The 14,499-nt window shown below is 50.6% G+C and carries 16 protein-coding genes; 5 read left to right on the forward strand and 11 right to left on the reverse strand.

All coding sequences use genetic code 11. The features are described from left to right. The first annotated feature begins 47 nt into the window (after window positions 1–47). Window positions 48–3,488 (forward strand): NHL repeat-containing protein, encoded by a 3,441-nt coding sequence (locus tag A0127_RS05995; protein WP_062389222.1) that lies wholly within the window; start codon window positions 48–50, stop codon window positions 3,486–3,488. Here the strand turns inward: A0127_RS05995 and A0127_RS06000 are convergent. The 5 genes from A0127_RS06000 to A0127_RS06020 all read right to left on the reverse strand — a co-directional run bounded on the left by A0127_RS06000 (window position 3,474) and on the right by A0127_RS06020 (window position 6,569). Next, window positions 3,474–3,884, reverse strand: coding sequence for a hypothetical protein (locus tag A0127_RS06000; RefSeq protein WP_054840688.1), 411 nt, complete (start codon window positions 3,882–3,884; stop codon window positions 3,474–3,476). The two genes, A0127_RS05995 and A0127_RS06000, sit on opposite strands and share 15 nt — an antisense overlap. 49 nt (window positions 3,885–3,933) lie before the next feature. Further along, window positions 3,934–4,284, reverse strand: a complete 351-nt coding sequence (locus tag A0127_RS06005; protein ID WP_156471165.1) for a hypothetical protein — start codon at window positions 4,282–4,284, stop codon at window positions 3,934–3,936. 256 nt (window positions 4,285–4,540) lie between these two features. Further along, window positions 4,541–4,975 carry a prenyltransferase/squalene oxidase repeat-containing protein gene (locus A0127_RS06010; protein WP_156471167.1) on the reverse strand — a complete coding sequence of 145 codons (435 nt, stop codon included), beginning with the start codon at window positions 4,973–4,975 and terminating at the stop codon, window positions 4,541–4,543. Between the two features lie 133 nt (window positions 4,976–5,108). After that, window positions 5,109–5,444 (reverse strand): ASCH domain-containing protein, encoded by a 336-nt coding sequence (locus tag A0127_RS06015; RefSeq protein WP_062389233.1) that lies wholly within the window; start codon window positions 5,442–5,444, stop codon window positions 5,109–5,111. Window positions 5,445–5,453: 9 nt separating this feature from the next. Further along, the gene (locus A0127_RS06020; protein WP_062389238.1) at window positions 5,454–6,569 is read right to left on the reverse strand and encodes a geranylgeranyl reductase family protein; all 1,116 of its coding nucleotides are present in this window, start codon (window positions 6,567–6,569) and stop codon (window positions 5,454–5,456) included. Between the two features lie 61 nt (window positions 6,570–6,630). On the opposite strand from A0127_RS06020, the gene pcp reads away from it, so the two are divergent. After that, on the forward strand, window positions 6,631–7,248 hold the full coding sequence (gene pcp / locus A0127_RS06025) for a pyroglutamyl-peptidase I (protein WP_062389241.1): 618 nt from the start codon (window positions 6,631–6,633) through the stop codon (window positions 7,246–7,248). Here pcp and A0127_RS06030 read toward each other — a convergent pair whose 3' ends face one another. Beyond that, window positions 7,249–7,575 (reverse strand): hypothetical protein, encoded by a 327-nt coding sequence (locus A0127_RS06030; protein WP_062389244.1) that lies wholly within the window; start codon window positions 7,573–7,575, stop codon window positions 7,249–7,251. Window positions 7,576–7,741: 166 nt separating this feature from the next. On the opposite strand from A0127_RS06030, the gene A0127_RS06035 reads away from it, so the two are divergent. Further along, window positions 7,742–9,697, forward strand: coding sequence for a DUF460 domain-containing protein (locus A0127_RS06035; RefSeq protein WP_082781398.1), 1,956 nt, complete (start codon window positions 7,742–7,744; stop codon window positions 9,695–9,697). 4 nt (window positions 9,698–9,701) lie between these two features. On the opposite strand, the gene A0127_RS06040 is transcribed toward A0127_RS06035, so the two are convergent. Both A0127_RS06040 and A0127_RS06045 read right to left on the reverse strand, forming a co-directional pair. Further along, window positions 9,702–10,001 carry a transcriptional regulator gene (locus A0127_RS06040; RefSeq protein ID WP_054840684.1) on the reverse strand — a complete coding sequence of 100 codons (300 nt, stop codon included), beginning with the start codon at window positions 9,999–10,001 and terminating at the stop codon, window positions 9,702–9,704. A 4-nt stretch (window positions 10,002–10,005) separates the two neighbouring features. Continuing rightward, window positions 10,006–10,617: a hypothetical protein gene (locus tag A0127_RS06045; protein WP_331710440.1), complete on the reverse strand. Its 612-nt coding sequence runs from the start codon at window positions 10,615–10,617 to the stop codon at window positions 10,006–10,008. 429 nt (window positions 10,618–11,046) lie between these two features. Here A0127_RS06045 and A0127_RS10735 point away from each other — a divergent pair, with 429 nt between their 5' ends. Next, window positions 11,047–11,205: a hypothetical protein gene (locus tag A0127_RS10735; RefSeq protein ID WP_231855736.1), complete on the forward strand. Its 159-nt coding sequence runs from the start codon at window positions 11,047–11,049 to the stop codon at window positions 11,203–11,205. 58 nt (window positions 11,206–11,263) lie between these two features. Here A0127_RS10735 and A0127_RS06050 read toward each other — a convergent pair whose 3' ends face one another. Together A0127_RS06050 and A0127_RS06055 are read right to left on the reverse strand one after the other, a co-directional pair. Then, on the reverse strand, window positions 11,264–11,464 hold the full coding sequence (locus tag A0127_RS06050; protein ID WP_062389255.1) for a TIGR04140 family protein: 201 nt from the start codon (window positions 11,462–11,464) through the stop codon (window positions 11,264–11,266). 28 nt (window positions 11,465–11,492) lie between these two features. Then, window positions 11,493–12,464: a TIGR00269 family protein gene (locus tag A0127_RS06055; RefSeq protein WP_062389258.1), complete on the reverse strand. Its 972-nt coding sequence runs from the start codon at window positions 12,462–12,464 to the stop codon at window positions 11,493–11,495. Window positions 12,465–12,738: 274 nt separating this feature from the next. On the opposite strand from A0127_RS06055, the gene A0127_RS06060 reads away from it, so the two are divergent. Beyond that, entirely contained in the window at window positions 12,739–13,296 is a 558-nt protein-coding gene (locus A0127_RS06060; protein WP_062389263.1) for a hypothetical protein, read from the forward strand. Window positions 13,297–13,310: 14 nt separating this feature from the next. Here A0127_RS06060 and A0127_RS06065 read toward each other — a convergent pair whose 3' ends face one another. After that, window positions 13,311–14,471, reverse strand: a complete 1,161-nt coding sequence (locus tag A0127_RS06065; protein ID WP_062389267.1) for a site-2 protease family protein — start codon at window positions 14,469–14,471, stop codon at window positions 13,311–13,313. Window positions 14,472–14,499 lie beyond the last annotated feature (28 nt).

Here is a 14,499-nt window from a genome sequence, read left to right on the forward strand (position 1 = left end):
GTTCTGAAGCTGATGTTTGGGTTCTCAGGCTTGATGAGAATGGTAATGTGATATGGCAGAAAACCTACGGTGGAAACAACGACGATGAGGCTGATGCAGTCGCTATAGCTGAAAATGGGGACATTGTCGTAGCAGGCACATATGGAGGCTATGCCTGGGTTCTCGAGCTTGATGGAAACGGCAATATTGTATGGCAAAAAGCTTACAGATTTTACGCTGTTATCAACGCCGTTGCTATTGATCCGAATGGGAATATTATAGTAGCTGGTACTAATTCTGATTTTTTTGTTCTCAAGCTTAATGGGAACGGTGATTTTGAGTGGGGTAAATCCTGGGGTACTAGTAGGAGTGCAGATGAGGCTACTTCAGTTGCCATTGATAACGGGGACATCGTTGTAGCCGGATACACTTGGGGCTTTGGTATTAATGGTGATTTTTGGGTTTTTAGGCTTGATGGGGACGGTAATGTCATATGGCAGAAGACCTACGGTGGAAACAGCGAAGACGAGGCCAACGCGGTCGCCGTAACTAACAGCGGGGATATTATCGTGGCAGGTTACACGTACAGCTTCGGCGCTGGCAGGTCTGATGTTTGGGTTCTCAGGCTCGATGGAAATGGGAATATTGTATGGCAGAAAACTTACGGAGGGAACCTTAGAGATAGGGCTAATGTAGTTGCCATGGCCCCAAATGGGGATATTATCGTAGCAGGTTATACTGAAAGCTTCGGCGCGGGTAACTATGATGTTTGGGCTCTTCGCATTCCTCCCGATGGGTACCTCCCTCCTGAGGGTATTAGGGATCTGGACTTCCATACGGGGGATAGCAATGCGATGGTAAATGTTACGAATGCTGCCGCTTTAAGCACTATTCCATCTCCCTACGATTCAAACGTTTTAGTTAAACTTGCCTCCGCAGTTCCGCAGGAAACAAACGCTACAACTGAGGCTCAGTACTACTACGCCGGACCCACCAAGTTATCGTTCACTCCACCAACTCCAGAGAACAGTAGCGTGCTAACATCGGACTACGTTTTTGTCAACGTGACCTCCAACAACCTTTTGGAGAGTGCAAAGCTGGAGTGGAATGGTAAGAACATTACGATGAATAAAGCCTCGGACACGAACTGGTACTTGAACGTGACAGGTTTGACTAACGGGGAGTACACTTTCAAAGTCTGGGGTAAGGATTTATCTGAGAAGTGGGTTGCCAGCGAGGTCAGAACTGTTACCGTGAATTCAACAGTCGTTCTGTCCTTCGTCCCGCCAACTCCGGCTGATGGTGCAGTGATAGACACTGATTATATTTTCGTCAACGTAACTTCTAGCCAGCCTCTACAGATTGCAAAGCTGGAGTGGAATGGTGAGAACATTACGATGCAGAAGGCCTCCGATGCTAATTGGTATTTGAATGTGACTGGTCTGACTAACGGTCATTACACCCTTAGAGTTTGGGGTAATGATTCCCTTGGAAACTGGTTTACCAGTGAAGTTAGGGCAATAACTGTAAACGCTACTATCCATCTTTCATTTGTCTCTCCGACTCCTGATGATGGTGCAGTGGTGAGCACTGATTACGTTTTCATTAATGTGACTTCTGACCAACCATTGATGACTGCCCTACTGGAGTGGAACGGTGAGAACTTCACTATGAGCAACACTTCAAGCATGAAGTGGTATTTGAACGTGACCAATCTAACTAATGGACATTACAATTTCAAAGTGTGGGGTCGGGACGTCCTTGGGAACTGGTTTACCAGTGAGATTAGAACAGTTACTGTGAATGGAACAATCATCCTCTCATTCGTCTCACCGACTCCAAATGATGGAGCAGTGGTGGACGTTGATAGCGTCGTGATAAACGTCACTTCAAGCCAGCCCCTTGAGTCTGCCGTACTGGAGTGGAATAACCAGAACTTCACGATGCACAGAGGGTCTGGCGGGAGTTGGTATCTGAGCATGACGGGTCTTACAAATGGACACTACACCTTTAAGGTTTGGGGCAATGACTCCCTCGGAAACCGGTTTAACAGTGAGACAAGGACAATCACAGTGAATTCAACAGTCGTTCTCTCCTTTGTCCCTCCGACTCCTGAGAACGGCGCTATTATGGACACCGATAGAGTTCTAATAAACGTAAGCTCAGGTCAGCCTCTAAAGATTGCCCTGCTGGAATGGAACGGACTGAACCTCACCATGCAGAGTGCATCCAATACAAACTGGTATCTTGAGGTACTCACCTTAACGAATGGATACTACACGTTTAGAGCATGGGGAGAGGATCAGCTGGGAAACTGGTTTGGCAGCGAGGTTAGGAGCATTGCTATAAACAGGACGATTTTGCTATCCTTTGTCCCACCAACCCCCCAGAATAACAGTGCAGTAAACTCCGACTACGTTTTCGTAAACGTTACCGCAGATCAACCTCTTGAGGTTGCTTTACTGGAATGGAACGGACACAACCTTACCATGCACAATACGTCAAGCACCAATTGGTATTTGAATATAACCGGACTAATAAACGGCCACTACGAGTTCAGGGCTTGGGGTAGGGATCCCCTAGGAAACCTGTTTAGCACTGAGGTTAGAACCGTTGCCGTGAATTCAACGGTCGTGCTGTCCTTTGCTCCTCCGACTCCTGAAAACGGTGCGGTGGTTAACACTGACTATGTTCTAGTGAACGCTACCTCCAGTCAGCCTTTACAGGTTGCGTTGCTGGAATGGAACGGCCAGAATCTCACCATGGAAATGCTATCGAACACGAGCTGGTATCTAAAAGTGACCAATTTGACAAACGGTCGTTATACGTTTAGGGCATGGGGCAGGGATTCCTTAGGGAACTGGTTCGCCAGTGGTATTATAACGATTGCCGTCAACAGGACGATAACCTTTTCCTTCATTCCCCCGACTCCAGAGGATGGTGACGTATTGAACTCCGACAGCGTTTTCATCAACGTAACCTCTAGCCAGCCTCTAGAGTCTGCTCTACTGGAGTGGGATGGCAAGAACTTCACTATGAGCAACGCTTCAGGCACTAATTGGTACTTGAACATGACGGGATTAAGGAACGGTCACTACACCCTTAGGGTATGGGGTAGGGATTCCCTTGGAAACTGGTTTAGCACAGAGGTTAGGGGAATAACGATAAAGGTCAACACCCAGTCCACGTACGATATCTGGATTAAGCTGTCGTGCCTGTGGACCACCTGGTTCTTCAATCACCGTACCGAGTTCTTTGAGCTCTATGAGAACGCAACGGTCTTGGGGGTTGATAACGAAACCATACAATTGGCATTGGAACTCAATGACAATGCGACGGCTTTGATGTTGGGTGCGTGGGAGGCGGACAACTTAGAGGACATCAGGGCGAACCTATGGAACTTCGAGTCGCCCACAAGGCAGATTCCACGTCTCTGGGACATAAGAAAGGCGTTCCTGATGGAGAAGGAAGCCGTGGAAATCCTGAAAAAAGCCCTAGGCAGCCTGTGACTTCTTTTTTGTCCTTTCAATTTTAATTCCAACGAACGCCCCTATCAGAAGTCCAAGGATGAAAACCGCCAGCAGTTTCAGTGGGAGCTGGTGTTGGGAGCTCTGCTCTTCTCCAACCGTTGCCTGTTCGTTCTTCCATTCTTCACTGTAGAGGCTCAGCGCTATCAAGGCGTAGGCATCGCCGTCGAAGCTCATATCGTCCCTGGGACTTGCAAGCTCCAGGAACCGAAGCGCCTCTTCGACGTTGTCCTCTTCTTCACCAGCAAGGTACAGCCATATCAGGGCTACAGCAGTTGAATAAACGTTGTGGTTCCAGGAGCCATCGAGGGCTGGAACTTCAAGTATCGCGTAGTTCTTTCCGTTTTCGAACTGGAACTCGGCGTAAAAATCCCCCACAAACTCGATATAGTTCTCTGGAAGACGGGGGTACAGCCTTTAACTCCCCTTAAAAAAGCCCGACTCGTTTAGAAGAAGAGGCTCTCCGGAGGTTACAACAAACCTGCTTTTTCTGTCGTAGAAGTCGGGGGTTGAGTTGGATATTGGCTTCTTTCCCATTACCTTTCCATTCCCCACTGACTTCCCAGCCGTTTATGATGTAATCCAGCTCTTTCACAGTGTAGTTGGTAACGCCCTTAAAGCTCAGCCTCAAAGTCGCGTTTCCGGTGTACTGCGTCTCTTCAAGTAGTGAAGCCATAAACTCAAGCGTATCGTTCGGCGGCGTCATGTTCTCCTCTCTGAGAAATAGGAGGGGCAAAACTATGCTCTCGTAGGGCGCCCTCATGTCTCTGTACGGCATCGGGAAGAGGAAACCCGTGAAGAAGTTGTCGAGATACGGGGTTATGAGCCTCTCCCGTGTTAGTCTTTCCCTCAGCCATTCTATTCCCGGGAAACGTTGTAGCCGAGCCTCGATAGCGCCGCCACGGCGTAGGCGGTGGCAACGATGCTGGGCGACTCGTTCACCTCGTGGAGTCCAGTTTTCTCCCAGTATATGTATACGGTGCTCGTCCAGTGGTCTTTACTCTCGTTCTTCAGGAGGAACTGGGCGGCTTTTCTTATCTCTCCGGAGTTGTGCTTTCCCCCGCTTCGAGGAGGGTTAAAATAGCGAGCCCCGTTCCGGCCGCCTTTGAGAGCTCCCAGTAGAACCACTCAGAGTCAGATTCAGGGTAGTCGTCCGTTATTACCGCGGGAAACGAACCATCTTCTCCCTGCTGGGATTTTATCCACTCAACAAGCTTCCGAAACTTGGAAGAGTTCCGCGGGTAGCCGCTCCGCGCAAGGGCTATAACCTTCAGGCAGGTCAAGTAAAAGCTCTCGTTCTCCCTGAAGGCATTCCATCCTGAGAGACCTTCCGTGCTGTCCCATGGATAGGAGTAGAGGGTTCTTGGCTGGTATTTTTCTATGGGGTGTCTTACCCATCCCGTTTGCAGCCAGCCGTCAGCGAGAACCAGTGGGGATAAAGCTGAAGTGACAAAGATGATGAAAACCAAGGCGGTTAATTTTTGCTTTGTGCCTTTAGGACTCTGTGTGGACACCATTGTACTCATCGTTTGTATTTAAATACTTTAAATTCAGAAGTTTTTCTGTTCTTATAAATTTTCAAGTAATAACCCCTGGGTACTCTCATATCCACGCAACGGGCTCGACCTCTATCGCCGCAACCCCGTACTTCTTCTCCTTTTCCTCCGAGTAGAACCTCCTGTAAACCTTCACGCCCTCCTCGATGCTCTTAACTCCAGGAAGAACGTTCTCAAGGCCCTCCTTCTCCAGCATCTCCCTGAACGAAGAGTAAACCCTGATGTCCTTGACGACGCACACGAGCTTGTTCTCGAAGACTATCTCGTCGCCGGGCTTGATTTTCTGCCTCTTCTCGTCGTACAGCCTGCCCTCAATTTTCTTCTTTCCCTCGGCTATCGCCATCAGGTACTCCTCCTGGAGGCCCATCCTCCACCTCGCCATAATCCCACCTCACAGCAGTGCCCTGATTATGGACGGGCTGACCTTTATAAGCCTCGCCAGAAGGCTCGGCTTTCTCAGTATGGCCTTGGCCGTCTTCCAGTGGTCGTCGAAGTCCGCCTGGCTCTCGATGACCTCCTTCGCCTCCTCGCTCTTCAGGACTTCAAAGATTTTTTCAATAACCTCCTGGTCGAGTCCGAGGAACAGCTTCCTGAACTTCAGGCCGAAGCTTATCTGCTTTCTCACCCAGGAACAGTAGTTCCAGTACCTCTCGGGTGCTCCCTCGATAAGGGCTTTCCTGAGAGCGTGAGCGCAGAGCATTCCGTAGGCGATTCCGCCGGCGGTCGTCGGCTTTATCTGGAGCGCGGCGTCTCCAATAAGGGCAACGTTACCCCTGACCCAGGGCTTCCTCCAGCCGAGACCGACACTGCCAGCTTTGAACTCGACGGCGGAAGTCGGCTCCAGCATTCTAACCCTTAGAAACCTGTTCAAGTCTTCGAGGTTTCCAAACGTCCCCACTCTCGCCAAGTCATCTTCAACTGGAGTTACCCACGCGAAAAACTTGGGGGTTATCTCCTTGTTCACCCATACTTCCGTAAAGTCCGTTCTTTCAAACTTCCCTATGACCTCTACTTCATATCCCGTTAAGAATTCCGCCTTTGTTGAGGCTCCAATGCTCTTCGCTACCGTGCTCGCAACACCATCGGCACCTACGTAAAAGGATGCCTCCATCTCAAGCCTTTCGTTCATGTGGCCTAGTATCGCTTTCCCGTTCTTGAAGCCCTGGAAGGTCGTCCCCATGAAGTAGTCGGCTCCCCTCTTCACTGCACTTTTGGCGAGCTCTTTTTCAAGGATTTTCCTGTCCACTACGTAGGCCTGTGGGGGCTTTCTCTGGATTTCGAAACTCTGTATCTTTGAATAAAAAACCGCCCCTCTGAGCCTGTTTAGAACGGCCTTTTCCGGAAGACCCAGCCTTTCGTAGTTCTCTGCCCCTATTATTCCCGTGCAGGCCTTTCCACCGAAGGACGTTTTTCTCTCAACGACGGCAACGTTAAAGTCTCTCGCGAGAAGAGACGCTAGGTAGTTGCCAACAGGTCCCCCTCCGATTATAAGGATATCGTATCTCATTCTCACCCCTCGAATGCAGTGGTTTTTAAACCCTAAAAACCTAACCTTTTTGGTGGTCCCAATGAAGGTTCTTGTTACAGGCTTCGAGCCTTTTGGTGGTGAAGAAATTAATCCGTCATGGGAGGCCGTAAAAGTGCTCCCAGACGAGATTGACGGGGCAGATGTCGTTAAGTTCCAGCTGCCGGTAACTTTCAACGGTGTGAGGGAGATGCTCCCGAGACTGATTGTCAAGGAACATCCCGACGCGGTCGTTCTAACAGGGCAAGCGGGCGGAAGGCCGAACATAACCGTGGAGAGAGTCGCGATCAACGTTATGGACTCAACAATGCCGGACAACGAGGGCTACAAGCCGGAAGACGAGCCCGTTTTTGAGGGTGCTCCAGCCGCGTACTTTGCCACGGTTCCCGTGAAGGCAATCGTCAAAGCCCTCAGGGAGGCTAAGATCCCTGCGGCGGTTTCGAACACTGCAGGGACCTACGTCTGCAACACTGCCATGTTCACTGCCCTTCACACCATAGAAGTTTCGGGAATGACGACAAAGGCAGGCTTCATCCACGTTCCTTTCAGCCACGAACAGGCCCTCGACAAGCCGAGGCCTTCCATGGCACTCGAAACCATCAGAAAAGGTCTGGAAATTGCGATTAAAACTGTCGTTGAAGATTTGATAGAAGGAACATGATTAAAGCTCGTTGAAGTCTATCTCGTAGGATACTGAGCCGTTGAAGCTCTGGGCTTCCTTAAACCTTGCTATTATCCCGCTGAGGGCTTCCACCAGTGCTCCCCTTATCTCCCCCATCAACCTCTCCGCTGCGTCCTTGCTTGGAAGCTCAAAGACCCTTCCTTTTAGCTCCGATATCGGGAGGTCTTCCTCGCCTATTCTGACTGTGGGTGTGATGCCTTTCAGTATCTCCTGGAGTTCTTCGTCGAACTCGAGTTCTCGGACTTTTACCTTGTAAGTTCCCTTCATTATGTCATATTCTTTGTCAAAGACTATCCTCAACTTCATTGGACTCCCCCCGAGTGGTCCTATGCATCCAACCTTAAATACCCTATTGGTTTGATATTCAAACCCCCTAAACTTTTAAAGTCACGTCCGAACTTCCCAGTGAAGGTGGTGGCTCATTCTAGTAATCGGACTTGACGTCGTTGGAGAGAATCCCAAGAGGTTTGCGGTGGTGAGCTGGTTCAACGGGAAGCTTGAGAGAAAGGGTGAGTTTACACTCTATCGGTTAGTCCGCTTCATTCGGACAAAAAGGCCCGATATAGTTGCCATTGACAGCGTTACAGAACTCGGTGACGACCTGAGGAGGTTTTTGCGTGCCCTCCCGCCTGGAACAAAGCTCGTCCAGGTCACTGGAAAACCCGGCGAGCAGAGGACCCTTCAGAGCCTCGCTAAGGAACATGGAATAAGGACTGGTGACCGCTTCGATCCTTACGAGGAGGCAAAGCTGGCGGCCCTTCTCGCGAGTAAAGGAGTCGGCTACGAAGTCCTCGCATTTGAGGACGAGGTTATTGTGAAGGTAACCCGCGGCAGGAGCCACGGGAAGGGGGGCTGGAGTCAGGACAGGTACAGGAAACGCGTTCACAACCTCGTAAGGGACAAGGTGAGAGAGATAGAGGACCGGCTTAGGAGGGCGGATATACCATTCGACCTTGAGACCGAAGAGAAGGACTACGGACTGGCCAGGGGCGAGTTCCGGGTCTACGCCAGCAGGGAGGAGCTTGCTGGTCTGATACGGCCGATGAGAGGTGGAGACGTCGAGGTCAGAATTCAGCCCGTTGAGAGGGCGGAGCTAGGCTTCGCTCCGCTGAAGAAGGAGGAGGCGATAAGAGAAAGGAAGAGCCTCATAGTTGGCATAGACCCTGGGATAACCGTTGGAATAGCGGCGATAGACCTCGACGGCAGGATAGTTGCCCTCCACAGCGAGAGGAACATGCCGGTTGGTGAAGTCTTCCGCTTCATCAGCGAGCTCGGGCATCCGGTTATAATAGCGACGGACGTTTCTCCTGCTCCGGGCTTCGTTGAGAAGATAGCCCGCTCCTTCAAGGCCCAGCTCTTCGTGCCGAGGGAGAGCCTCCGTGTGGGGGAGAAGAACGAGCTCCTCAGGGATCTGGGGATAACAGTTGACGACGACCACCAGAGGGACGCTTTAGCGGCTGCGTACAAGGCGTACCTCAGGATAAAGCCGAAGCTTGAGAGAATAGACGCCCGTCTGAGAGAAGCCGGTCTGAGCAAGAAGTCCGACGAGGTCAAGGCTCTCGTCATAGCAGGCTACAACCTCGGCGAGGCCATGCAGAAGGTAACCTTACGGGAGAGAAGGAGGGAGGAAGAGAAGGAAGAGCCCGAGACCGAGAAAAGCTTCGATGCTGAACTCTACCTCAAGAGGATACGGGAACTTGAAAGGAGAATAGAGTTCCTTGAGAGGGAGAACGAGGAGCTGAGGGAGATTATAAAGGAGCAGAGGAAGACGATAGGAAAGCTTGAGCGGAAGATAGCCGACTACGACGAGGAGGTAAGGAGAAAGGTTCTACGCGAGCGAGAGCTGGAGGCTAAGGTCAAGCGCATTGAAATCCTTGAAAAACAGCTGAGGGAAGCGAAGGCCGTCATTGAGAGGCTGAGCAGGGATTTAGTCCAGGTCAAGAGGATGAACGTCATAGAAGTCAGGGGTTCGGCCGTTCCGCTTAAGGTTCTCAAGGTTCTCAGCTGGGATGAGCTGGAGAGGATAGAGCGGGAAGTCGGCTTGAGGAGGGGCGACGTCCTCTTCGTTATAAACCCTGCTGGAGCGGGGAAGGCGATAGCGGAGGAGCTCGTTGAGAAGGGAATAAGGGCGATAATAACCGAAAAGCCTCTGCCCGAAGTTGTGAGGGAGGTTCTCCGCGAGGCTCACGTACCGTTCTTCACGAGCGAGGAGCTTGACGTCAAGAGGATAGATGAGTTCGCCGTTGTTGAGAGGGAGACGCTTGAAAGGGCCATTGGGGAGCTCCTCACAAGATGGGAGGAGGAAGACCGTGAGAGGGAAGCTGAAAAACTTCTCCGCCTCGTTGAAGAATACAGAATCGAGAGGGCCAGAGAACTGAAGAGAAAGGCCAGGGAGGAGCTTGAGGAAGAGAGGAGAAACAAGCGTTAGTATGTTAATATAGCTCCTTAAGCACAGATTTGAGCTTTTGGAGATAGTCTCTGGTCTCACTCGCACCTTTTTCAGTTATCCTCACGGCTGTCCTCGGCCTGTCGGCTATGACCTTGAAGACCTCAACGTAGCCTTCCCTCTCAAGGGCCTTAAGGTGCGAGTCCAAGTTGCCAGGCGTTACCTCAATCACTTCCAGGAGGTCTCTGAAGAGTGCCCTTTCCCTCGGCAGGAGGTAGAGCATGATGGCGAGCCTTATCGGGTTTCCGAGTGTGTGGTTGCCACTCAGCTCCTTTAGGGCTTCCATTTTATCACCGCTCAACGGCTTTAAAAGCTGAGTGGAGGTATAGGAGTATAGTCGTGGCAAAGCCGAGTGAGACTACGTAGCCGGACCAGAGCATCGCCCCACTTCCCATTCTCCACGCTAGAGGTATGGCCAGTGCCGGAGTCAGAAACGCAGGAACCATCTCGTTCTCGGCCCCACAGCACTTTTTCAAAACCTCCCACTGGCCGAGGAGCGAAACGCTGATAAAGCTCAGGAAGCCCACGGCCAGGCTTGCCTCCTCGTTTATCCCAGGGTTCAGTGAGGGGATCAAAACCCAACCAAGCGCGGCACCGATTACCCATGCACCCGCTATTTTCAGGCCAACTTTTTTTCCGGAGCCCCTTTTGATTCCAGAGACGGTCACTATTCTCTTCCAAACCTTTGAGGTGAAAGTAATCATAACGATCGTGGCTACTGTCCAGTACGAAACGCTGAAAGCTGATCCGCCGTTGAAGAACCGGAGTACCACGTAGAACAGGGTCATTACCGCCAGAAATCCCGTGAAGTTCATCGCGGCGTACATTTTCCCAGCGGCTATTAGCCTACCCTCAACCTTCTCGAGCACGTCTTTAAGTTCCCTAACTTCTTCCATACTCATCACCTCGGTTTAAAATTAGGACGTTCTCCTATTTATAGCGTGGAGTTTCTCTGAATTTCAGAACTTCCCTCCGAGGACACAATACAGTTAAACATTTTATGCGCACTAAATACCTTGGTGGACGATCATGGAACGGAACTTCTAAGTCGGGCATCTCTATACTTGATGATACCCTGGGAGGAGGACTACTGGAAGACAGCAACCCTCTCATAGCTTATGATTCGTACTCAAACGGTTGGACTTAGCCCTTGAGATACTGAGAAACCGTATAAAGAAGGCGATTTCGGTGTTATTCTGGACTCAGTGCTGCCTTTTACTCCCTTAACTTAAAAATGGAGCTTGGGCCTATTCGATTTGACATTGAGAAATTTGGCAAAAGAATACTCTCGCAATCGTGGGTTTATTCTCGTCAATTTATGGTGTTGATTTGTGCCCAAATACAACTACCTCTATCAGTGCATCCTTGAGGAGAAGATAACCGAAAAGAGGAAGCGCCCGATAAACATCTTTCTCTTGAACAAGGGTAGGGCATTGGATATGTTGACTGCAATAATGGTAAATAAGAAAATCGCCTTTGCTGGACTTTAAGCCCAAAGAATGTGGATATAACTTCTGGGTAGAAGAAGGGCAAGTCCACATCGAGTAGCTATCCACCGGCCCTTGCCCTCATTAGAGACCCCATGAACCTTTTTACCTCCCCCTCTTCACCTTCGATGAGCACCCTGTTGAGGGGGATTCTGTTTCGTCTGGTAACTTCAAGAAGCCTCAGGCTTACCTCTGCTCCGCTCCGCCGGCGGAGTTCTTCAAGCTCTTCGAGCGGGATCGGGGTTAAGATTTCCAGCTTCATTTTTCGAACCTCTGGAAATTCTTGGGACTCACTCGAGCCTGAAATTCGGACCCTTTTCTCTGGCCTTCTTCTCCACCTGGAGTCTGAACTGGCAGGCCTTGCATATATCTCCCGTCGTTGGCTGCCCGCATATTTTGCAGCGGTTCAGCTCGCTTGTCTTCTTCGTGTAGGTCTTCGCTATCAGCGGGAAGAGCTTGTCGTAGCTCCTCAATATCTGGTATTTCGTTCCGGGATGCTTTTCCTCCATCTCGTTTATCCAGTCCCTTATCTCGGCCCTGAAGGCCTCGACGGCGTATGGACACTCGCTTAAGTCCACCTCAATGTTATTCAGAACGGCGTAGAGTACTATCTCCTTCTCCGGAATCTCGCGGAGGGGCTTTATCCTCGGGACGAGCTCTGGGTGAATCTCCTCGTAGTACGGCCCGGTCCTTCCGAGCCTTGCTATGTCTCCCCTCAGGATGTTCATCAGGAACATCTGCACTTCATCGTCGAGGTTGTGGCCGACAGCTAATTTGTCGGCTCCAACGTCTTTAGCCGCGTAGTTGAGGAGCCAGCGCCTCCACACTCCGCAGTAGGAGCAGGCACCTACCCTTTCCCCCTTCTCGAAGCTACCCATTATCTCAACGGTTTCGTCCAGCGTGAAGCCTATATATTCCTTAAACGAATAGATGCGGTGCTCAATCCCGAGCTTCTTCGCGTTCCTCCTCGCTATTTCGACGCTTGGAGGCCTGTAGCCAGCTATCCCCTCGTCTATGGTTATCGCAACCAGCTCGAAGGGGAACTTCTCGCGTAGCTTTGCCAAAAGGTGCATTAGGACAACGCTGTCCTTACCGCCGCTCACGCCGACGGCTATCCTCTCACCCTTCTCTATGAGCCGGTACTTCTTCACTGTCTCCTTGAACTTCTTCTCCACCATCTCATTGAAGTGCTTCTTACAGTAGTACCTTCCTGTGTAGCGCGCGTGGTATACTGCGGGTCTTCCGCACTTGGAGCACTTCATTTCCTCACCGGGTCTGGATTCTTTGATAGGCTTAAAACTGTTAATGCGGATGCTGGATATTGGGTACTTGGTGGTGGCTATGGAGAATATCGTAAAGACTGGCATCCCTGAACTTGATAGGATGCTTGGTGGAGGACTGCTAGACGACAGTACGCTTCTTAATCATCTACGAGACTTATTCATTCGGGTGGGTTCTGGCTGTTGAATTTTCAGAAGACTTGTTGATAAGGGAGGATTTGGCGTAGTCACAAACTACTCGTTTCCGACCCTTCTCTTGGAGAGGTACGGGCTTGCCGTTCGCTACGATGTTTTCAAAGAAGGTCTCCAGGAGAAACTGACGATCATAGACATCTTTGGCAGTTTTAATGATTCAAGGCTGATTATCCGTTTGTACATTACATCCCGGGTGTTGATCCCACGACATTTCTGGCGAAGACCGTTGCAGTGTACCGCAGAATTCTCCAAGTTTCAGGAAACAGAAAACCGATTGGAATATACCCTGACAATAGACGGCATGGTGGATCTCTTTGGGGAAGAAGCTACAATCAAAATTCTCCGCAGGAACATAGCACTCAAAATTAAAGCCAGAGAAAGCGAAAACAAACCGGGGCCGTTAAACATATTCCTGATGAATAGGGACAGGGTTTCTCCGAAGTTCATGGCATGGCTTTTGCAGTACGCGGAGCACATAGTGGACTTTAATACTACGGAGATACCTGGAGTAGAACGCATGGTGGTTAGGAAGTCCCTTCTCCCAGAATTCACCCCTGCAGAGGCAGAGTTCAGGTTTTCAAAGGGCAGATTTGAGATAAGGCCGAGTATGTTAAAGTAAAAAGAAAAACGCTTTCAACCGGCGAGGTTCATTAAGGCCGGCCACAGGTTTAGGGCAAGGAGGAGCAGTCCAACACCTATGGTCGTGTACCTCACCGGCCTCGCTATTTTCTCTGGGAGGTACTCCTTGAGGACGTCGTCCAGCATTCTCCCTCCATCAAGGGGCACGAGCGGGAAGAGGTTCATGAGGCCTATTCCGACGTTGAGCAGGTATATCCAGTAGAGGGCGAAGAAAATCGGGAGGACTACCTTCGCAGACCCCACCTTTGATTCAACGTGCTGTGCTGGCTGTATTCCTACGAAGCCCTTTCCTGGCCTGTCTGGGTGCTCTGCGAGGGTCAGTTTAACGCTGGTTTTTTCACCATCTCTAAGGACTTCAAGTTCTAGGGTCTCTCCAGGCTTGGTTTTGTCCATGAACTCCATGAAATCTTCCATGGTCTTTATTTCCTGCCCGTTTATGCCGATTATAACGTCACCCTTCTGGAGGACTTTCTCAGCGGGCGAGCCGGGTATTATCCCCTTCACCTCCACCCCCGAGGGGATAAGAAGCGGGTTTATCGCGTAGGTTATTAAAAGGGCCGTTATTATTGCCGTTGTTATGTTGGCCATTGATCCCGCTCCATACACCCTAAGGCGCGAGCGGAGAGGTGCCTTTGCCAGTTCCTCTTCATCAGGCTCAACAAAAGCCCCTGGAATCACGGCCAGGAGAACCAGCCCGACGGACTTCAGAGGGAGCTTATCCGCCCTGGCGACTATTCCGTGGCTTAGCTCATGGACTACCATCACAACCACAAGACCTATCAATCCGTACCACAGGGGGATTGTCACTCCCGGGATCACGAGCTGGACTCCTGCCTGCTGGCCCTTAGTCTGAAGAGTTTGAACGGCGGTTTTTGCGAGGGCGTAGAAGACGTAGACCATGCCCATATAACCGAGGATTATCCCAACGTCGGCATAGACCTTCCAGAAGCGTGGATTGATGCGTGATACCCTGTCTATGAATCCTAAAAGGCGCTTTGTCCTCCACATTGCAATGAACATGTTAACGCTGAGACCTTCTTCCTTCTCTATGGGCTCTCCCGTTTCCGGGTCTATCTCCTTCTTTCCGAAGAGGGCGTACAAAACTATCCAGAAGCCCACGATTCCCGCGAGGATCACTGCGAGAGTTGAGACCATAACCCATCTCCTCTTTTTGTTTCTCGTG

The sequence above is a fragment of the Thermococcus peptonophilus genome (genome assembly GCF_001592435.1).
Lineage (GTDB): Archaea > Methanobacteriota_B > Thermococci > Thermococcales > Thermococcaceae > Thermococcus > Thermococcus peptonophilus.